Raw genomic sequence first — 20,500 nt, 5'->3', positions numbered from 1 at the left:
AAATATCCGCCGGCTCGCATCGTCATCATGACGCTGATGATGGGCGAGCACTTGGGGGAAGGTCCGATCGCTGTGTTGGAAACGACGTCCACGACCGCCGAGACTCTGCTCGCCGAGTCCCCGCCCGCGCAGACTCCGGCGCCGCCGGTCTTCGCGCCGGTGCCGGCCGACCGCCGCCCGCCGGGCCGGCGCGACGGGGCGCCGGCCGCCCCGATCCCGGTCGCCGTGCTCGCCGGCGACCCGATCACCGGCCAGGGGGTCGCCGCGTTCCTGTCCTCCTGCCCCGGGATCCTGGTCCTGCCGGTGGACCGCCAGCACGAGGCGGAGGTCGTGGTGATCCTGGTGTCCCGGGTGACCGACGACACCCTGGAGTGGATGCGGCAGGCCGCCGACCGGGCGCGCCGCGAGGTGCGGTTCGTGCTGGTCGGGGACGGCGTGCGGGGACCGCAGCTGCTCACCGCGGTCACCCACGGGCTGGTCAGCGTCATCCCGCGGCAGGAGGCTGATTTCGAGCGCATCCTGCGGGCGATCGAGGCGGTGCGCGAGGACCGGCTGGAGCTGCCCGAGGTCGCCCTGGGCTGGCTGGTCGACCAGGTCCGGGCGATCCAGCGGGAGGTGCTGGAGCCGATGGGGGTGACTCCGGCGGGGCTGGAGGCCCGGGAGGCCGACGTGCTGCGGCTGCTGGCCGAGGGTCTGGGGACCCCCGAGATCGCGGCGCGGCTGAACTACTCCGAGCGGACCGTGAAGAACATCATCCACGGCGTGCTCACCCGGTGGCGGCTGCGCAACCGCGCGCACGCCGTCGCCTTCGCCCTGCGCAACGGGGCGATCTGAGGCACCGGGGCGATCTGAGGCACCAGGGCACCAGAGCGCCAGGACATCGGGCACAGGGCATCGGGGCATCGGCGGGTGTCCGATCGGGCAACCCTCGCGGCCGGACCGGCACAGCCGCCCGGCCACCACATACCGTCGGCGTCGAGACACTTCAGCGGAGAAGGCCACACCACTCATGGGCACCGTCATCGTGAAGCGCCCCTCCCGGGCGGCCGCGCCGCCGCTCCCGGAAGGGCAGGTGGAGCTGGCCGAGCCGCCGGTGCTCGGCGAGCCGGCCACCGCCGATCTGGGCTCGATGATCGGCATGATGCCGATGGCCCTGGGCATGGGCACCATGGCCATGATGTTCTCGGCCGCCAAGGGCTCGGCGGGCACCTACCTGATGTCCGGCATGATGGGCGGCTCCATGGTCTTCATGGGCCTGGGCCAGGTCGGCCGGTCCGGGCTGGACCGCAAGCGGCGGATGCGTGCGGAGCGCCGCGACTACCTGCGCTACCTGGCCCAGCTGCGCAAGCAGGCGCTGGACGCCGCCGAGGCCCAGCGCGCCGCGGTGGCCTGGGACCATCCCGACCCGGCTGCGCTGTGGTCGCTGGCCACGGGTCCCCGGATCTGGGAGCGGCGCGGCGCCCACGAGGACTTCGCCCGGGTGCGCATCGGGCTGGGCGAGCGCCGTGCCGCGCTGGAGTTCATCCCGCCGCAGACCAAGCCGATCGAAGACCTCGAACCGCTGTGCGCGATCTCGCTGCGGCGTTTCAGCCGGGCCCACCAGACCGTCGCCGGGGTGCCGATCGCGCTGGGACTGCGCAACTTCACCAGTGTCGAGTTCGCCGGGCAGGGCGATCCCGCCCTGGGCCTGATGCGCTCGATGCTGGGCCAGCTGGCCGTCTTCCACTCGCCGGACGAGCTGCGGATCGCGGTGCTCACCGACGAGCCCGGCCTGGCCGAGTGGGACTGGCTCAAGTGGCTCCCGCACTCGGCCCACCCGGTTCTGGAGGACGCGGCGGGCCCGCTGCGCCAGGTGACCACCGACTACGACACGCTCGTGGAGCTGCTCGGGACCGAGGTCGACGAGCGGCCCGAGCACGACCGGGCGGCGGTGCCCGGCGGGGCGGAGCCGTTCGTCGTGGTGGTCGCGCACCGCACGGCGCTGCCGGGCACGTCCCGGCTGCTGGGCTCGGGGCTGCGCAACACCGTGCTCTTCGACGCCACCGGCGCGATGACCGGCGGCCCGAAGGTCCTGCGGCTGCACGTGCGGGACGGCAGCGTCGACTTCCCGGTCGGGGACGCCACCGCCTCCGCGGCCGCCGACGCGCTCTCCCCGGGCGCGGCGCTGTCGCTGGCCCGGGTGATCGCGCCGCTGCGGACCTCCGGCGCGGTCGACCTGGCCGACAAGCCGCTGGAGAGCGACTTCGAGCTGACCACGCTGCTGGGCATCCGCAACCCGCGGACCTTCGACGTCGCGGCGAAGTGGCGCCCCCGGGCCGTGCAGTCCGCACGCCTGCAGGTGCCCATCGGCGTCACCGAGAACGGCGAGGTCGTCGAGCTCGACGTCAAGGAGTCCGCGCAGGGCGGCATGGGGCCGCACGGCCTGCTGATCGGCGCCACCGGCTCGGGCAAGAGCGAGCTGCTGCGCACCCTGATCGTCGGCCTGGCCGCGACCCACTCCTCCGAGGTCCTGAACCTCGTGCTGGTGGATTTCAAGGGCGGCGCGACGTTCATGCACATGGACCGCCTGCCGCACACCTCGGCCGTGATCACCAACCTGGCCGGCGAGCTGCACCTGGTGGACCGGATGCAGGACTCGCTCAACGGCGAGGTGATCCGGCGCCAGGAGCTGCTGCGGGAGAGCGGCTACTCCTCGCAGTTCGACTACGAGAAGGCCCGGGCCGGCGGCGCCCGGCTCGCCCCGCTGCCCTCGCTGCTGGTCGTCGTCGACGAGTTCTCCGAGCTGCTGGCCAGCAAGCCGGAGTTCATCGAGCTGTTCGTGACGATCGGCCGGGTCGGGCGCAGCCTCGGCGTGCACCTGCTGCTCGCCTCGCAGCGGCTGGACGAGGGCCGCATCCACCGGGTCGAGGGCCACCTGTCGTACCGGATCGCGCTGCGCACCTTCTCCTCGATGGAGTCGCGCAGCGTCATCGGCGTCTCCAGCGCCTACGAGCTGCCGTCGGCGCCGGGCAACGGGTACCTGAAGATCGACACGACGAACCTGGTGCGGTTCAAGGCGGCCTACGTCTCCGGGCCCTGCCCGGTCTCGCCCGAGGCGGCCGGCTCGGCTGCCGCCGCCGAGGCGGTCGCCGCGGAGGTCGCGGAGTTCGGCCTGCGCCAGCGGACACCCCGGCCCGGCGGATCGGCCCCGGCGAGCGCCGCGGCGGGCGCCGCCCCGGTGCCGATCCTGGCCGATCCGGGCCCGGAGTCCGGCGAGGACGCCGACAGCCTGCTGGAAGTGCTCGTCGACCGGCTCGCCGCCGGCGGCGGCCCGCCGGCCCGCCAGGTCTGGCTCCCGCCGCTGTCCACCGCGCCGAGCCTGGACGAGCTGCTGCCCGGCATCGTGCCGGACCCGGCGCGCGGCCTGCACGCGGCCGGCTATCCCGCACTCGGCGCGCTGCGGGTCCCGGTGGGCGTCGTCGACCGCCCCTACGACCAGTCCCGCGAACTGCTCGTCGCGGACCTGCTGGGCGCCGAGGGCCACATCGGCATCGCCGGGGCGCCGCAGAGCGGCAAGTCCACCCTGCTCCGCACCCTGATGCTCTCCCTCGCGCTCACCCACACCCCGCACGACGTCCAGTTCTTCTGCCTCGACTTCGGCGGCGGCCTGGTCTCCACCGCGGGCCTGCCGCACGTCGGCTCCACGACCACGCGCCTGGACCGGGACCGCGTGCTGCGCACCATCGAGGAGGTCGCGCAGCTGATCGAGGTGCGCGAGGCCCGCTTCACCGAGCTCGGGCTGGAGTCGATGGCCGCCTACCGCGCGGCCCGGGCACGCGGGGCCTTCCAGGACCCCTTCGGGGACCTGTTCCTGGTCGTGGACGGCTGGGCCACGCTGCGCCAGGACTTCGAGGAGCTGGAGGCGCGGGTCAACGAACTCGCCGCCCGCGGCCTGTCGTTCGGCGTGCACCTGGTCGCCGCCGCGGTGCGCTGGTCGGAGTTCCGGCCGCGGCTGCGCGACCTGTTCGGCACCAAGCTCGAACTGCGGCTCGGCGACCCGATGGAGTCCGAGATCGGCAGTCGGCCGGCCGCCACGGTGCCGCAGCAGCCGGGCCGCGGCCTGACCCGGTCCGGGCACCACTTCCTGGCGGCCCTGCCGCGCCTGGACGGCGACGCCGGGACGGAGGACCTCACCACGGCGACCAAGACCGCCGCGAGCGAGCTCGAACTGTTCTGGACCGGGCCCCGCGCGCCGGGCGTGCGCATGCTGCCGACCCGGCTGCCCGCGGCCTCGCTGCCCGCCCCGAGCGGGGACCTGCGCATGTGCCTGGGCTGGGACGAGAAGCGCCTGCAGCCGGTGTGGCACGACTTCGAACACTCTCCGCACCTGCTGGTGTTCGGCGACGACGAGACCGGCAAGACGAACGCGCTGCGGTTGGCGATCAAGGCCATCACCGCCCGCTACACCCCGGCCGAGGCCCGGATCCTGCTCGGCGACCCCGGCCGCGGGCTGCACGAGCTCGTCCCCGAGGAGTTCCGAGTCGGATACGCCGTCGACACCGACTCCCTCGCCTCCCTCGCCGGGAGCGCCGCGGTGTCGATGACCGCGCGGCTGCCCGGCCCCGACGTGACACCCGAGCAACTCCAGCGCCGCGACTGGTGGCACGGGCCCCGGCTGTTCGCCGTCATCGACGACTACGACCTGTTCACCACCGGCAACGGCGCGGGCGGCCCGATGGGTCCGCTGGTGCGGCTGCTCGGCAGCAGCGCGCACATCGGCCTGCACATCGTGCTGGCCCGCAGTACCTCCGGCGCCATGCGCGCCATGATGGACCCGGTCCTGCGCCGGCTGTGGGAGCTCAACAGCCCCGCCGTGCTGTTCTCCTATCCGAAGGAGGAGGGCAAGTTCATCGGCGAGGCCAAGCCCCGTTCCCTGCTGCCCGGCCGCGCCCAGCTCGTGACCCGCCGCGACATCCGGCTGATCCAGACCGGGCTGGTCGGCGGCGATGAGTAAGAGCCCTGCCGTCGACGGGCTCGCACCCGTGGTCCCGCTCCGCCCCTCCGCCGACCCCCACGATCCCCACGCCGCGCTTCGCGCCGAGACCGGCGATGACGCGCGGCTCAGGAGCATGATGAACGCCACCGCCCCCACCGTCTCCACCACCACGCCCCGGCTCGCCCCCGGCGGAACCGACCTGTGCCGGATCACCGTGTCGGGCCCGGAACGGCGCGTCGACCTCGCCATCCCGGCCACGGCGACGCTCGGCGAACTGCTGCCGGTCGTGGTCCGGCACGCGGCCGGGACCGACGCGGCCGATCACGCGTGGGTGCTGCAGCGGCTCGGCGGCGCGCCGCTGGACTTCGGGGCGACCGCCGAATCCCTCGACCTGCGCGAGGGCGAGGTGCTGTATCTGAACCCGGAGGCCGCCGCGCTGCCGGCGCTCGACTTCGACGACGTCAGCGTCGGCGTCGCGCACTCGGTCGCGGCCCGTGCCGACCGGTGGCGCCCGGAGTTCACCAGGATCCTGCTGCTGGCCGCCTCCGCGCTGGCGGCGGCCGCCTTCGCGATCGGCGTCGCGGGCGTCCGGTCGACCCCGACGCGGATCGTGGACTACGGGCTGGCCTGCGTGCTGCTCGCGGTCGCGGCCGTGGCCGAGGGCCGGCGCGGTGCCGACCGGGGGAACGCGATCGTCGTGGGCCTGGGCGCCTGCGTCTTCGCCGGACTCGCCGGGTTCGCCGCCCGGCACGGGGCCCACGGTCTGTTCACCCTGGATCGCCGGGCCCTGATGATCACCGGATGTGCGACCGCGGCGGTCGCGATCCTGGTCGCGGTCGCCGGCCGGCTGTCCACGGCGGTGTTCGGCGCCGTGGCCGGGACGGGGATCTGCGCCGCCCTGGGCGCGGCGCTGGCCAGTGCGTTCGGCGCGAGCGCCGTGGCTGTCGCCGGGATCATCGCCGTCGTGGCGTATGCGGCGACGACGGTGAACCTCAGGATCGCGCTGCGCGTCGCCAAGCTGCGTGTCGCGCAGCTTCCCCGTACCGCCGAGGAACTGCAGGAGGACATCGATCCAGCGCCCGAAGCGCAGGTCACCGATCGCACCGGGCGCGCGGTCGCGCACCTGGACGCGCTGTTCGTCACCAGCTCGCTGGTGTACGGCACGGCCTTCGTGCAGCTGGTGCGCCAGCCGGGCTGGGCCGGCCAGACGCTCGCCGCCGCGTTCGGCCTCGCGGTCCTGCTCCAGGCCCGCGGTCTGAACCTGGCCTGGCAGCGCGCGCCGCTGGCCCTGAGCGGGGCGACCGGGCTCGCCCTGGTGGCGCTGAAGGTCATCGCGGGCCTGGATTCGTCCAGTCGCTCCACGGCTCTGCTCGTGGTGCTGCTCTGCGTCGGCTTGCTCCTGGCCGCCGCGCGGGAGATGCCCGGACGCCGCCTGCTCCCGGTCTGGGGCCAGCTCGCCGACAACCTGGAACTGCTGAGCTCGGTCGCCCTGCTGCCGCTCCTGCTCCAGGTGCTCCACGTCTACGCCCACTTCCGCGCGCTCATCAAATAAGGCGTGACATGCAGACCCGACGCGATCACATCCAGGCCTACCAGTTCGCGACCGGCCGGCTGGTCCACGCGCTGACCGCGGGCGACCCGGGGACCGGGGAGCAGCCGATGCGGCGCGCCAACCTGGGCGTCGTGCTCGGCGTGGTCTTCGCGCTCCTGCTGTCCGGCGGCGCCGTGGTCTTCGGCCTGATCTCCCCGGCGCCCGACAACTCGTGGCGCTCGCCGGGCTCGATCATCGTGGACAAGGACACGGGGACCCGCTACGTGCTGCTCGCGGGGGTCTTGTGGCCGACCGCGAACTACGCCTCGGCGCGGCTGGCCGGGAGCGGCAAGCCGGTGAGCGTGGTCGCCCACAAGACGCTGGCCGCGCTGCCGGTCGGGGCGCAGATCGGCATCGCCGGGGCGCCGGAGCGGCTGCCGGCGCCGACCGGGCTGCTGAACGGGGCGTGGGCGCTGTGCCTGGGGTCGGCCTCTGCCGGCGGGACCGTGGTCGACCTGGCCCCGGCGGGGCGGACCGACCCGGTGCCGCGGCAGCCGATCCTGGTCGAGGCCGTCGCGCCGGCCTCGCAGCCGGCGTCGAACAACTCGGGCGGCTCGAACAACTCGGGCGGCTCAAGCGTCTCGGGCATCTCCGGTGAGTACGTGCTCTGGGGCACTGAGAAGTTCCAGGTGCCCAACACCTCCGTCCTGGCCGCCCTCGGGCTCGGCGACCGGGCCCCGATTCCGGCCGATCCGATCTGGCTCGCCGCGTTCGCCACCGGCGACCCGCTCCGCCCCGCGACGATCCCGGCTGCCGGCGCGGGCGCACCGAAGGTCGCCGGACAGCCGGCGCGCGTCGGCCAGCTGTTCCAGACGACGGCGGCGGGTGTCTCACAGTTCTACGTCATGCAGAAAGACGGTCTGGCACCGATCACCCGCACCGAGGCGGCGCTGTTCGCCACCGTGCCCGGATACCGTCAGCCGGCCCAGGTCGGGCCCGCCGACATCGCCGCCGTGCCGGCCTCGCCCGACCAGTCGCTGCTGCGGCGCCTGCCGGACCTGCTGTCTTCGACCCCGTACGCGGCCGACGGCGTGCGGCTGTGCGTGCTCCAGCCGAGCGCCGGACCCGGCGCGCAGATCTCGGTGGTGACCGAGGCCGACCGGCTCCTGCCGGCGGACGCGCGGGTGGTGGTCCCGGCCGGCGCGGGGCTGCTGGCCGAGACGGCGTCGGCGGTGCCGCAGACCGGCTCCCCCCGGGTCTTCCTGATCACCGACGCGGGGAAGCGGTTCGAGATCCTGGGCACCGACGCGCTCGGGTCCCTCGGCTACACCGGGGTCACGGGGCACGTCGTGCCCGACGCGATCCTGGGCCTGCTGCCGGCCGGTCCTTCGCTGAGCGTCGCGGCGTCCAAGAAGGCGGCCTCGTGATGCGTGCCCTGAGCGCGCGGCGCCGCGGCGGGTCGCCGTCGATAGCCTGGACCGACCTGGGCGGCGCGGTGCTCCTGCACCCGGCGGCGGGCCCCGATCCGCAGGTGCTCGAACGCTGCGAGGACCTCGCCGCGCGGCACGAGCCCACGCTCGTCTTCCTGGACCTGCCGCCGGAAGCGGCCGTCCACGAGCGGAACACCGTCGCGGCGTGCCTGGCCGAGCGGCCCGGCGAGCTGCGGCTGGTCCCGGTCGGCCGGCCCGCCTCGTCCGCCGCGGGCCTGGGGGAGTGGCTCTCGCACCTGCTCGGACGGGTCGTGGTGGCCCCGGACGGCGCCGCCGTCGAGGTCGCCGAGGGCTGGTTCGTCCCGGCCGGGGCCGGCGCCGGGTGGACGCGCTTCGAGCCGGGCCGGGTCCCGGTCGCCCACTCGCGCCGGCTGCCGACCCCGGCCTGGGAGGGCCGGCCGTTCGCCGAGCCCCGCGACCTCGGCGGCGGGGTCCGCGTGGAGCCCCTGCCCGCGGGCGCGTGGATCACCGGGCCCGGAGCACCGCAGGCCGCCGACTCGCTGCGCAAGTGGCTGACCGGCGGGCTGCAGACGGACCCGGGGTACCCGCGGGTGGTCGTCGGCCATCCCGGGCCCGCGTCGGTGCCGCTCGCGGCCGTGGCGGAGTTCTGGCACCAGCTCGACGAGCGGACCCGGCTGGCGGTGCGCTTCGCCGAGTTCGGTGCGACGGACCAGACGGACGGGACCTGGGACCCGGAGACGGAGTCGGCGAGCCCGCCGGCCGGGTCGTTCGGCCAGGCGCTGGCGGACATGTTCGCCACGGCGGTGGTGGCGGCGACCGGCGTACCGGTCCTGGCCCCGTCGGGATCGGGCGGGTCGCGGGTCCGCGTCCTGCTGCCGAACGGCGCGATGCGCTGGCGGCCGTATGTCTGGGACCTGCGTTACCTGCCGCGGGCCGCGAACGGGACGGCGGGCGACCCCGGGCCGGTGGGCTACCGCGCCCCGATCGCGGGACTGGCCGAGGTGGCGTCGGGGGTGTACGAGTACGCGCCGGACGCGGTGCTGGAGGTGACCCGCAGCGGGCTCTGGATGCGGCCCCCGGGGCGGCCGGCCGACGGCGCCGCGGTCCGGGCCGCACCGGCCGAGCCGGACCGGACCCGGGTGTTCCACGCCGCACAGGAATCCGCGGCGGTCACCGAGCGGATGCGCCAGCTGGCGGACGAGGCGCTGCCGCGGCTGGAAGCGGAAGTGCGCGATATCGCCGAGGTGCTGCCCTCCACGGCGGCGACCGCGGTGACGGAGACGGCGGCGGTGACGGCCGCGCTCGGTCTGACGGGCAGCGAGCTGGTTCCGGAGTGGGAGTCCGGCGCCGCGGTGGCCGGGATCGCTTCGGTTGACGAGGCGGCGGGCGCGGTCTGCGAGCCGATTGTCGCCGAGGCCGAAGTCGCGGCGGTTGCCGGGCCGGTTCCGGCTGGCGTTGCCGGAGCGACGACCGAGTCGGTTCCGGCGGCCGCGGTCGAGGGGGTTGCCGAGGCGATTGTCGCCGAGGTTGACGTCGCGGCGGTTGCCGGGCCGGTTCTGGCCGGCGTTGCCGGAGCGACTGCCGGGCCGGTTCCGGCGGCCGCGGTCGTGGGGGTTGCCCAGGGGGTTGCCGAGGCGATTGTCGCCGAGGTTGAAGTCGCGGCGGTTGCCGAGCCGGTTCCGGCCGGCGTAGCAGGAGCGACGACCGAGCCGACCCTTGTCGCTGAGGGGGCTGCCGAAGCAGTAGTGGACCTCGTCGCCGAGTCGGTGGCACCCGCTGAGGCCGAGCCGGTACCCGCCCCCGAGATCGAGCCGGTTGTCGCCGAGGTCGAAGTCGCGGCGGTGCCAGAGCCGGCCTCCGTGCTCCCGGCCTCCACCCCGCCGCCGGTCGGCCGCTTCAGCCTGGAAAGCGGCTCACCCACGCTCGACTTCGCACTGCCCGTGGCTTCCACGCAGCCTCAGGTCCGCGCGAGCACGGGCGCGCCCGCCACCACGGCGTCGCCACCCTCGGCCCCCACACCGGCATCCGCACCGGTTCCGGCGGCTCCGTCCTCTGCCCCGAAGTCCACTGCCCCGAAGTCCGCCGCCGCCGGGTCCTCGGCCGCGCTCGCCCCCGGCCACACCATCACCCCGAACCAAGCCGCCGCGACCATGCGCGCCGCTGACACCGACCCGCTTCGACCGCCGTCCTTGCCGCAGTCGCCGCAGTCGCCGCAGTCGCCGCAGTCGCCGCAGTCGCCGCAGTCGCCGCAATCACCGCAGCCCCGGCGGATGCCCGGCGCACCCGGTCCCAGCTCCGCCGGTCTCGCTCCGACCACCACAGCGGCCCCGGGCCGCGATCGCGCCGCGCCCGGCCTCAGCCCCGCCGGCGCCCGCGTCCAACCGGTCCCCAGTCCCGAGACCACCGCGGTGCCGCCCTCCCGGTCCCTCGACCTCGAACGCCAATGGCTTCGGCGCAACCTCGCCGAGCAGTACGACGCCACTGTCGGCTCGGTCGTGCGCGTCCTGTCCGAGTTCCCCGGACTGCGCGCGGGCGGCGCGCCGACCGCCGACGTCCTGGTCGACCTGGTCGCGGTCCAGCTTTACCTGTCCGGCCACACCCGCCGGTTCGACGACCTGGTGCGCTCCGCGGCCGGCGGGCCGCATGTGCCGCTGGCCCGGTGCATCGCCTCCGGGCTGCGCCGCCTGCCGTCGCATCGCGGCCCGGTGCTGGTCCGCAGCACGCTGACGGAGCGGGAGCTGCGCTGGTACGGCGAGCGCAGGCTGGTCACCGAGTGGGGCTTCGCGCCGGGCCTGACCAGCGGCCGGTTCCGGCTGCCCGGCAGCGTCGACGTCCTGATCTGGTCGATGACCGCGCGGCGCACCCAGCTGGTCGCGCCCGAGCGGGGCGACCAGGTGGTCTTCCTGCCCGGGACCAGTTTCAAGGTGCTGAGCGTGGCGACCGGGGACGGCGCCCGGGTGCTGCTGCGGGAGCTGTCCGCCTCCGAGGTCGGGGCCGACGGCCGGGTGGACCCGGGCCGGGTGCCGCTCGACGAGGTCGCGCTCGACGGCCTGACCGAGGCGGGGGAGCGGTGGCGTTCGGAGGAGCCGTCCGAGGAGCTGCCCGAGCCCCTGTCCGGAAGGTACGGCAGTCCGCCCGGGCTCATCGTGCCGGCCGTCCCGGCGCCGAACCCGAACCCGAACACGAACACAGCCCCGAACACGAACCCGAACACGAACCCGAACACGAACACAGCCCCGAACCCAGCCGCGGCCCCGACCGCCGGCGCCGCCTCGACCGAGCGCGGCGGGCGGCGGGCAGGTGCCGCGGATCCGCCGGGTCCTGCCGCGCAATGGGAGGGGAAAGCCTCTTGAGAGATCACGCCAACCGGCCTCCGGCCGCCGCACCAGGAGGCACGGCCTCATGACCCGCCAGATACTCGTGGTCGCCCCCGACCGGCCCGACGCCTATCCGACCATCGCCGGCGCGCTGCGCCAGGCCCGCGACGGCGCCCTCGTCTCGATCGCCCCGGGCACCTACCCCGAGCGCGTCGTCCTGGATCGCGTCGTCACCCTGGCCGCCGAGCAGGCCCCGGGCAGTGTCCGGCTGGAGGGCGGCCCCGAGGGCAGCACCCTGATCGTCGACGCCGACGCCGTCCAGCTCTCCGGCCTGGTCCTGGTCGGCGCCAGCGAGCAGGCCCCGGCCGTCGAGGTGCGCCGCGGCGAGGCCGCCCTGGACGACTGCGAGGTCGGCGGCACGGCGTGGACCGCGGTGCTGGCGCACGCCGCCGGGACGCTCGCCGTGCGCGGCTGCCGCATAGCCAACCGCACCGGTGCCGGGATCGTGGTGACCTCCGGCGGCGCCAACGTGGTCGAGCGCACGGTGATCGAGGACGTCGGGTCCTCGGCGATCGTGGTCGCCGAGAGCGGCCGCCTGACGGTGCAGGGCTGCACGATCACCCGCCCGGCCGGGAACGGGATCGTCGCCAACGGCCACGGCCGGGTCGTCGTCGAGGACTGCGAGGTCACCGGGTGCGCCAAGCCCGCGCTGGCCGTCGAGCACTCGGCCGGCGCCCGCCTGGCCGGGGTGACCGTGAGCGGCGGCGACGTGCTCGACCTCTACGTCGCCACGCGCGGCGAGGTGGAGGTGACCGGCTGCCGGTTCACCGGGTCCGCGGGCCAGGCCGTCCACGTCGCCGAGGGCTCCGCGCCGGTGCTGACCGACTGCGTCGTCGCCGACGCCGCCCGCGGCGCGATCCACGTCACCGGGCAGGCCAGGCCCCGCTTCGAGCGGTGGCGGATCAGCGGCTCCCCGGTCGGCGTCGTGGCCGACGGCGGCAGCGACGCCCTGTTCATCGCGGTGGACGTCCGGGACGCGAGCCAGACCGCGGTGCTGGCCGCCGGCGCGGCCACCGCTCAGTTCGAGGAGCTCACCGTCGTTTCCGACGGTGCCGGGGTCACCGTGCAGGCCGGTGCCGTGGTCCAGATCCGCGGCGGCGCGCTGCGGACCGGCCGCACCGGCGTCGAGGCCTCCGGGGGCGCGACCGCCGAGCTCGGCCGGGTCGAGATCCACGCCGCGGACGGCAACGGCCTGGCCGTCGCCGACGGCGCCGGGGTCCGGTTGGAGTCGTGCGCGCTGCGTTCCTGCGGCGCCACCGCAGCCGAGGCCACCATCACCGCCGACGACACAGAGTTCGCCGAAGCACCGGCCGCGGCTGTGACGCTCCAGAACGGCGCGGTGCTCACCGCCACCAGGTGCCGCGTGCACGGGGCCAAGGGCCACGGCCTGGACGTCCACGACGGCGGCCGCGCCGAGCTGCACGGCTGCCGCGTCGTCGGCAACGCCGGCGACGGCGTGCACGCCGCCGACGGCGCGGTCGACCTGCTGGACTGCGAGATCCGCGACAACGGGGAGCCGCCGCGGCGCACCGAGGCCGGGGAACGCCGGAGCCCGCGGATCCGGCCGGGCGGCTTGGGCGGTACGGGCGGCCCGGGTGGCCCGGGTGGCACCGACGGCGCCGGCCGGGGCGAGTCAGGCCACGCCGACGAAGGCTCCGGGCGCGACCGGGACGACCGGCGCGACCCGGACGACCGCGACGGCGGGGACGACCGCGGCGCGCCCTCCGACGTGCCCGCCGGCGGCCGGGCCCGGCACATCGGCACCGGCCCGTTGGCCGACCTTGAGGCCCTGGTCGGTCTGACCAACGTCAAGCAGGAGGTCAACGGTCTGATCGACCTGATCAGGATGGCGCAGCGGCGCGAGGAGATGGGCCTGCCCATGCCGCCGATGAGCCGCCACCTGGTCTTCGCCGGCCCTCCCGGTACCGGCAAGACCACGGTCGCCCGCATCTACGGCGCGGTGCTGGCCGAGCTCGGCGTGCTGCCGAAGGGCCACATGATCGAGGTCGCCCGCGCCGACCTGGTCGCCCAGTACGTCGGCGCGACCGCGATCAAGACCACCGAGGTGGTGAACAAGGCGCTCGGCGGCGTGCTGTTCATCGACGAGGCCTACACCCTGACCAACCAGTCCAAGGGCGCGGGCCCGGACTTCGGCCGCGAGGCGGTCGAGACGCTGATGAAGATGATGGAGGACCACCGCAACGAACTCGTGGTGATCGCGGCCGGGTACTCCGAGCACATGGACCAGTTCCTGAGCTCCAACCCCGGCATGGCCTCCCGCTTCTCGCGCACGATCGAGTTCCCGAACTACAGCGTCGTCGAGCTCGTCACGATCCTGCGGGGCATGTGCGCCGCGCACCGCTACGACCTCGGCGACGACACGGTCGCCGCGCTCACCCGCTACTTCGAACAGGTGCCCAAGGGCCCCACCTTCGGCAACGGCCGCGTCGCCCGCAAGGTCTTCGAGGAGATGGTCGGCAACCAGGCCACCCGGCTGGCCTCGCACCCCGACTCCCACGACTCGGACCTGAGCCGGTTCACCCCCGAGGACATCGGCGCCCCGGCCGCCGGCGCCGGGGACGCCGGGCGCCGCGACAGCTTCGACGACACCCCCGGCATGCGTCTGCTCGCCGCGCTGGCCGGGCTCGACCAGGTGCGCGAGGCCCTCCGGGCCCGGCTGACCGGGCTGGTCCGGCTGCGCGACGGCGGACAGCCGACCACGGGCCTGGCCAATCTGGTGCTGGAAGGCCGCGCGGGCTCCGGCCGCGGTGCGGTCGCCGAGATCTACGCCCGCTGCCTGGCCGACCTCGGCCTGATCCGGTCCCGCGCCGTGCACGAGATCGCGCTCAGCGCTTTTCCGGCCCGGTGGCAGGGACAACCCGCCTTCTACGCGCGGTCCGTCTTCGCCGAGGCCGCCGGGGGAGTGCTGCTGCTGCGGCTCGACGACGCCTTCGCGGCGTCGGCCCCCGAGGCCCGCGACGCGGTGCTGGAAGCCGTGACGCAGGCCGTCGCCGACCATCCCGAGGTCGCCGTCGTCCTCGCCGTCCAGCCGCCGCACGCCGCGGACCTGCTGCGCGGCCGTGCCGACCTGCTCGACTGCTTCGCCGAGTCGCTGGTCCTGGCCGACTACTCGGCGGCGGACCTCGCCCTGCTGTCCGGCCGCCGGCTGGCCCGGCGCGGGTTCCAGATCGGCGACGCCGGGATGAGTGCCCTGGTGGACTGCTTCACCGGGGCACCGGCCGACACCGGGGTGCGCGTCGCGTTCGCGCTGGCCGACCGGGTCGGGGACCTGGCCCGCTCGCCCGTCCTGGACCCCGAGGACGTGCGGCTGGCGGCCGACGACCTGCCGTTCGCGCGCGCTGAGCACGAGCGGGAGTTGGTGTCCTGATGGGGCGGCCGGCCGACGCGGCCACTGACGCCGCCACTGACACAGCCACGGATACGGCCACAGATACGGCCACGGCCACAGCCAAAGCCGCAGCCGCCGCCCCGACCGCCGACGACGGCCCCCTGCCCCTGGTCGCCTACCGGGTCTCGCGTAACCACGTGGACATCGAAGCGGCCCCGATCCGCCGGGAATGGATGGACGCGACCAACGAACGCTTCGCCAACCGCTGCCTTCCGCTGCTGATCGCGAACCAGGCCGGCTGGTGGCTGCTCAACCAGGAGACCTTCGTCGCCCGCTGGGACGGCGGCGACGGGGCGTCCAGCCTGCGTCTGGAGTACGACGGGATCGCCCGGCACCACACCGCGTCGAGCCACTTCGGCTACGGCGTCGTGACCTGGCGGGTCCCTGTGCTCTTCCGCACCCCGCCGGGCTGGAACCTGCTGGTCCGGGGACCGGCGAACCTGCCCAAGGACGGCGCGTGGCCGCTGGAGGGCGTGGTCGAGACCGACTGGGCGGTCGCCTCGTTCACCATGAACTGGAAGATCACCCGGGTCGGCGCCGACGTCGAGTTCCGCGCCGGGGAGCCGTTCGCCATGATCGTCCCGCAGCGCCGGGGCGACCTGGAGCGGTTCGAGCCCGTGCGCGCCCCGCTCGCCAGCATGCCCGAGCAGGAGGAATACCGGGCCTGGTACGACAGCCGCTTCGACTTCCTCACCCGCCGGGAGACCCCGGGCGCGGATCCGGACGCGCCGCGGTGGCAGCGCGACTACATGACCGGAGTCGCGCCGGGCGTCGAGCGCTTTCCCGAGCATCAGCGCAGGCTGCGGCTGCGTGAGTTCGTGGACGAGAACCCCGGCGGTGCGGACGCCTCCGCTCCGGAATCGGAGCCGACCCGCTGCGGACGTCCGCCCGAGCCGCTGCCGGGCTGACGGCTGGGGTGACCGCTGGGGCAGCGGTCCATGGTGAGTCGGGCACCGCTGCCCCGAATCCGTGGTCACCGCCCGGGCGCGGACCGGACCATGAAGGCAAGGCGGCTGTCGAGCCGCGTCCCCCTCAGGAAGGAGGCCACGTGGCTACTCCGAACACTGCCGTCGACGTCCAGGGAATGATCGGCGCTCAGCAGGACTTCCAGAACGCCCTGGACCAGGTCAACACGGCGTACTCGGACATGTCCGAGGAGCAGGGCACTCTGGCGGCGAACTGGACCGGAGAGGCGGCTTCCACCTTCGGCACGGCCCTCACCGCCTACCTGGACGACCTGGGCGTCGTGCGGAGCCAGCTCGCGGCGATGTGCGAGAAGCTCTCGTCGCACACCGGCGTCTACACCAACACGCACGAGCAGTCCAACGAGATGGCCGGCGCCTTCAAGGGCGGCCTGGCCGGCCTGCAGGGCCTGTGAGCCCCCGGTCCGACGTCGAAAGGTTCTGATCCATGGCCACGTACACCGTCAACATGAGCAACGTCCAAGAGGTCGCCGCTCAGATGGGCATCATCGCCGGGCACATCCAGCGGCTGCTGACCGATCTCGACGACGGCTCGAAGCAGCACCTCGCGGAGTGGACGTCCGACTCGCAGCAGGCGTACTACGCCGCCAAGGCCGTCTGGGACGCGAAGGCGGCCGACATGGCCGTGCAGGCGCAGAACGCCATGAACTCGCTGGGCAGCATCAACGACGCCTACGCCAACGCCGAGTACCAGGGACTCGGCCTCTGGGAGCAGTGACCCGTGAGCGACGATCCGACCAGCGACATGAACTGGACGTCACCCGACGGCCAGTATCTGTACGACTACACCAGCAAGACATGGTATTCGAACACGTACAACGCGGGCTACGGAGACGGCGCCGGCTACTACTCGTGGGACCAGTGCGATCCGCCGCCCGGGCTCAATCCGCCGGCCCTGCAGTGGAATCCCGGCGACGCCAACCGGCCGAACACCAAGCCGCTGCCGAAGGACCCCGGCCCCACCGGGCCGAAGATCCCCGGAGGCAAGGGGACCGACGGTAACACCTCGGTGGACACGCCGTCGCTGGATCTGTTCGCCACCAACGTCAAGTCGCTGCAGGACCCGGTCAACGGCCTGATCAAGACGCTGAAGGGGATGACCCCCGTGCAGCCGGGGGCCTTCTACCACGCCGACCTGGTCCGGCAGAACATCAGCGGCGACAACGGCGACGCCGGCATCCAGGCGAAGTACCACAGCGTGGTCACCGACCTCGGCAACGGCCTGTTGAGCCTGCACGACGCCATCGTCTCGCTGAGCGGCAAGTACAAGACCACGGAGGACGCCAACAACGGAACGGCCGGGGACGTCTCGAAGGCGCTCAACGGCGCCCAGGGCTACTTCGGCGGAGTGGTCACCGACGCCGGCGGAACGGGTGGTCCGCCCGGCGGCAGCTGAGCGCCGTCCACAGGCCCGGCCCGGGCACGCCGAGGGACACACCTGGCGTGCCGCGGCCGGGTCCGTGGCGTTCAGCGGTTCAGCGGTTCAGCGGTACCAGTGACATCGGCGACCGGTTCATCGTGACGACGGCCACAGCGCTCCAGACCGTCGGGGCCGGACCGGACATCCAGCGAGGAACGGACGGGCATGGGCGACAACTCCGGGGTGTACGGCGACCCCACTAACCACGGGAGCAAGAACGACTACGCCGGCTGGGACTGGCACCAGATCGAGGCGGCCATCAACGGCGGCTCCGAGCTGCCGCCAGGCGACACCGGGGCCCAGTCCCGCGCCCGTGGCATAGCCGACCCGCAGACGCTGATCGACGCCGGGTACGGCTTCTACACCGTCCAGACGACGCTCCAGATGGTCGGCCAGAGCATCATGGACCAGGCGAACGCGCTGGCCGGGAAGGACGGCCCGTGGAACGGGGCCGCGGCCGACGCGTTCCTGACCGCGATGACGACGTTCTCCAACCAGGTGCTGGCGGTCGCCGAGAACCTGGCCGGCGGGCCGACCGGGGCGGACTCGATCCCGAACCAGCTCGTGAACAACGGCAACTACCTGGCCTGGGCGCAGTCGCAGATCTCGTCGATCGACTCCTACTACGCGAACGCCGCGCTGAACATGACCCCGCCGGCCTCGGTCGTCAACGGGCTGGTGATGATCCACGAGAAGCCCGAGCTGGTCACGATGATGACCAACGACATGCGCGGGGTCCTGAACACCCTGGTCAGCGACTACCAGGTGACGATCGACGGCGTGAAGGCGCCGCCGGCGGTCAACAATCCCACCGGCGCGGGCGGGAATCCGCCTCCGGTGCCGCCCCCGCCGCCTGTTCCGCCGCCGCCGGAGGTGCCTCCGCCCCCGCCCGTCGCGCCGCCTCCGCCGGTGGCTCCCCCGCCGCCGGTCGCGCCGCCTCCGCCGGTCGCGCCCCCGCCGCCGGTCGCGCCGCCTCCGCCCGTTCCCCCGCCGGGGACGGTGCCTCCGCCTGCGAGCGTGCCGCCTCCAGCGAGCGTTCCTCCGCCCGGGAGCGTGCCTCCGCCGAACGTGAAGTCCGTGGTGCCGCCCCCGGACAACGCGTTGGTGCCGCCGCCTGCGAGCGTGCCGCCACCGGGCTCGACGTCCGGGGCGGTGCCGCCCCCGGCGTCGGTCGCCCCGCCGCCGGGCACCGGCACCGGTCCCGGGAGCACCGGGCCGGGATCGGCTCACGTCGTGCCGCCGCCCTCGACGGGATCCGGCCCCGACGCCGTGCCCCTGCCCCTGCCGATCACCAACAAAAAGGCCACCAACCCGGACAACGCGCCAGTCGGCAACCCGCCCGGCGTGCACGACCCCGGGGTGTTGAACCCGGTCATGGACCAGGCGTTGAACCCGGGGAACTCGAAGGACAAGGGACCGGCGGGCACCACGCTGCCCAAGGACCTCTCGCTCTCGAACCCGCCCGGGTCGAGCGGGCTGCCCGGAGGTGCGAACAACCCGCTCGGGACGGGACTGCCCCCGACCGAGACGAGCGGGCTGCCCCGGAACCTGTCGGTCCCGGACCCGCTCGGGGGGAGCTCCAACCTGCCGTTGGAGACCGCACAGCACGATCCCGCGGGCTTCCCGATGACGCCACAGCCGGGCATGGGCGGGTCGCAGCCCAACAACCACCTTGAGCGTTCTGATGCTTCCGGCCTGCTCGGCGGGGTGAAGACGCCGTGGCAGGGCTCCACGCCGCCCGGCACCGTGGGCGAACCCGGTTCGTTCACCGGGGCGCCCGCGGGTGGACTGGGGCTGAAGGGTGCCACCGGCGGCGCCAACGGGCTGCCGAACGAGTCGGGCCTGCCGAACGGGTTCCCGAACGAGTCCGGGCTGCCCGGGAACGAGTCCCTGCCCGGCGGCCCGGCCGGTTCGGGGCTGGGCGGCGGGATGCCGATGGCGCCGCCGATGGGTGGCGGTGCGCAGCGTGATCAGGGTTCTTCCGAGCGTCCGGATGCCGCGGGTCTGCTCGGCGGGATCAAGGACCCGTGGACCGCGGAGGCTCCGCCTCAGCTGGCCGGCGAGATCGGTTCGTCTCGCGGCGCCGTCGGCGGTGGTCCGGGCTTGGCCGAGACGGTCGGCGAGCGGACCCCGGTCGCTCTGGGCGCCGACGGCCGGCCGTTGGCTGAGACTCCGCTGTCCGAGCCTCCGCTGTCCGAGCCGTTGGCGTCCTCTGGTCCCGGCGGGATGCCGATGGCGCCGCCGATGGGCGGCGGTGCGCAGCGTGATCAGGGTTCTTCCGAGCGTCCGGACGCCTCGGGCCTGCTCGGCGGGATCAAGGAGCCGTGGACGGCCGAGGCGCCGCCCGCGGTCGCCGGCGAGGTCGGTTCGCCCCTCGGCGCCGTCGAGGGCGGTCCGGGGCTGGCCGAGCCGGTCGCGCCGGCGACCCCGGTCGCTCTGGGCGCCGACGGTATGCCGCTGGCGCAGGAGGAGGCCCTGGCAGCGGAGGCGCTCGCACCTTCCGGCCCCGGCGGAATGCCGATGATGCCGCCGATGGGCTCGCAAGGCGCGGGTTCGCAGGGTTCGAATGCCGAGCGTCCGGATGCCTCCGGCCTGCTCGGCGGGGTCCAGGAGCCGTGGTCCGGCGACGCCCCCGAGTCGGTCGCCGGTGAGGCGGGTTCGGTCGAGGGCGTCGCCGCCGGGGGTCCGGGACTCACGGAATCGGCGCCCCGTTCGAAGACCGATCCCGAGCGTGGGCGCGAGACCGACGACGAGCACGAGCACGAGCACGAGTCCGCGGGCGTACCCGAGGCCGCGGCCGAGCCGGCGGTCGTGCCCGTGCTCCAGTCCGCCCCGGCCCTCGACGCGGTCCCCGTCCTCGGCCAGAGCGCCGGCGGCGAGGACCAGAGCGCCTGGGAGATCGGCGGCGCGGCGGCCTCCGCCCTGCTCGGGCTCAGCGGCCTGCGCCGGGCCGAGCCCGACGACCGGGAGATCGACGCCCGCATCGTCTCCTCCGAGCACGAGGCCTGGCTCGACGACGAACCGGCGGTCGCCCCGCCGGACGGCGCGGTGCCCCCGCCCGACGACGGGCCGGGCATGGCCACCTGGCGCCGGACCGCCGGCGCGGGGCCGGTCACCGCGGTCCGCGGTAATCCCGATCTGCGGTCCGGTCGCTTCCCGCCCGGCTATGTCCCGCCCGCCCCGCCGGATCCCGAGGACGAGCTCGTCGAGGACGACGAGGAGGAATCGGAGGAGGAGATCGGCACCGCCGCCGCGAAGCTCCTGACTCAGGACTCGTCGACCTGGGGCACCCGGGCGGACGACTTCGGCGCGCTGGAGTGAGTGGCCGGGACGGAAAAGGAAGACGGTGATGTC

The 20,500-nt window shown here is 74.4% G+C and carries 11 protein-coding genes; all 11 read left to right on the top strand.

Translation table 11 applies throughout. The annotated features are described in order from the left end of the window. Nucleotides 1-27 precede the first annotated feature (27 nt). The 11 genes from ABH935_RS42795 (at nt 28) to ABH935_RS42745 (ending at nt 20,467) form a co-directional block, all read left to right on the top strand. Nucleotides 28-834, top strand: a complete 807-nt coding sequence (locus tag ABH935_RS42795; RefSeq protein WP_370383724.1) for a response regulator transcription factor — start codon at nt 28-30, stop codon at nt 832-834. Between the two features lie 175 nt (nt 835-1,009). Then, the gene (gene eccCa, locus ABH935_RS42790; protein WP_370383723.1) at nt 1,010-4,993 is read left to right on the top strand and encodes a type VII secretion protein EccCa; all 3,984 of its coding nucleotides are present in this window, start codon (nt 1,010-1,012) and stop codon (nt 4,991-4,993) included. Then, entirely contained in the window at nt 4,986-6,527 is a 1,542-nt protein-coding gene (eccD, locus tag ABH935_RS42785; RefSeq protein WP_370383722.1) for a type VII secretion integral membrane protein EccD, read from the top strand. The genes eccCa and eccD overlap by 8 nt, the downstream gene beginning before the upstream one ends. An 8-nt stretch (nt 6,528-6,535) precedes the next feature. Further along, nucleotides 6,536-7,933 carry a type VII secretion protein EccB gene (eccB, locus tag ABH935_RS42780; RefSeq protein WP_370383721.1) on the top strand — a complete coding sequence of 466 codons (1,398 nt, stop codon included), beginning with the start codon at nt 6,536-6,538 and terminating at the stop codon, nt 7,931-7,933. Then, nucleotides 7,933-11,310 (top strand): hypothetical protein, encoded by a 3,378-nt coding sequence (locus ABH935_RS42775; protein WP_370383720.1) that lies wholly within the window; start codon nt 7,933-7,935, stop codon nt 11,308-11,310. The genes eccB and ABH935_RS42775 overlap by 1 nt, the downstream gene beginning before the upstream one ends. Nucleotides 11,311-11,359: 49 nt before the next feature. Continuing rightward, on the top strand, nt 11,360-14,722 hold the full coding sequence (locus ABH935_RS42770) for a right-handed parallel beta-helix repeat-containing protein (protein WP_370383719.1): 3,363 nt from the start codon (nt 11,360-11,362) through the stop codon (nt 14,720-14,722). Beyond that, nucleotides 14,722-15,651: a DUF6065 family protein gene (locus tag ABH935_RS42765; protein ID WP_370383718.1), complete on the top strand. Its 930-nt coding sequence runs from the start codon at nt 14,722-14,724 to the stop codon at nt 15,649-15,651. The genes ABH935_RS42770 and ABH935_RS42765 overlap by 1 nt, the downstream gene beginning before the upstream one ends. A 140-nt stretch (nt 15,652-15,791) precedes the next feature. Continuing rightward, nucleotides 15,792-16,121 (top strand): WXG100 family type VII secretion target, encoded by a 330-nt coding sequence (locus tag ABH935_RS42760; RefSeq protein WP_370383717.1) that lies wholly within the window; start codon nt 15,792-15,794, stop codon nt 16,119-16,121. 32 nt (nt 16,122-16,153) lie between these two features. After that, entirely contained in the window at nt 16,154-16,444 is a 291-nt protein-coding gene (locus ABH935_RS42755) for a WXG100 family type VII secretion target (RefSeq protein ID WP_370383715.1), read from the top strand. Between the two features lie 3 nt (nt 16,445-16,447). Next, nucleotides 16,448-17,122 (top strand): hypothetical protein, encoded by a 675-nt coding sequence (locus ABH935_RS42750; protein ID WP_370383714.1) that lies wholly within the window; start codon nt 16,448-16,450, stop codon nt 17,120-17,122. A 189-nt stretch (nt 17,123-17,311) separates the two neighbouring features. Further along, entirely contained in the window at nt 17,312-20,467 is a 3,156-nt protein-coding gene (locus tag ABH935_RS42745) for a hypothetical protein (RefSeq protein WP_370383713.1), read from the top strand. The last annotated feature ends 33 nt before the right edge of the window (nt 20,468-20,500 follow it).

The sequence above is a fragment of the Catenulispora sp. GAS73 genome (genome assembly GCF_041262085.1).
Lineage (GTDB): Bacteria > Actinomycetota > Actinomycetes > Streptomycetales > Catenulisporaceae > Catenulispora.
Note: the sequence above shows the minus strand (reverse complement) of the source record. Positions and strands in the feature narration are given on the sequence as shown.

Bases quoted from the DNA above. Each gene is read 5' to 3' on its own strand.
- ABH935_RS42795 (WP_370383724.1), top strand. From the start codon at position 28: ATGACGCTGATGATGGGCGAGCACTTGGGGGAAGGTCCGATCGCTGTG.
- eccCa (WP_370383723.1), top strand. From the start codon at position 1,010: ATGGGCACCGTCATCGTGAAGCGCCCCTCCCGGGCGGCCGCGCCGCCG.
- eccD (WP_370383722.1), top strand. From the start codon at position 4,986: ATGAGTAAGAGCCCTGCCGTCGACGGGCTCGCACCCGTGGTCCCGCTC.
- eccB (WP_370383721.1), top strand. From the start codon at position 6,536: ATGCAGACCCGACGCGATCACATCCAGGCCTACCAGTTCGCGACCGGC.
- ABH935_RS42775 (WP_370383720.1), top strand. From the start codon at position 7,933: ATGCGTGCCCTGAGCGCGCGGCGCCGCGGCGGGTCGCCGTCGATAGCC.
- ABH935_RS42770 (WP_370383719.1), top strand. From the start codon at position 11,360: ATGACCCGCCAGATACTCGTGGTCGCCCCCGACCGGCCCGACGCCTAT.
- ABH935_RS42765 (WP_370383718.1), top strand. From the start codon at position 14,722: ATGGGGCGGCCGGCCGACGCGGCCACTGACGCCGCCACTGACACAGCC.
- ABH935_RS42755 (WP_370383715.1), top strand. From the start codon at position 16,154: ATGGCCACGTACACCGTCAACATGAGCAACGTCCAAGAGGTCGCCGCT.
- ABH935_RS42745 (WP_370383713.1), top strand. From the start codon at position 17,312: ATGGGCGACAACTCCGGGGTGTACGGCGACCCCACTAACCACGGGAGC.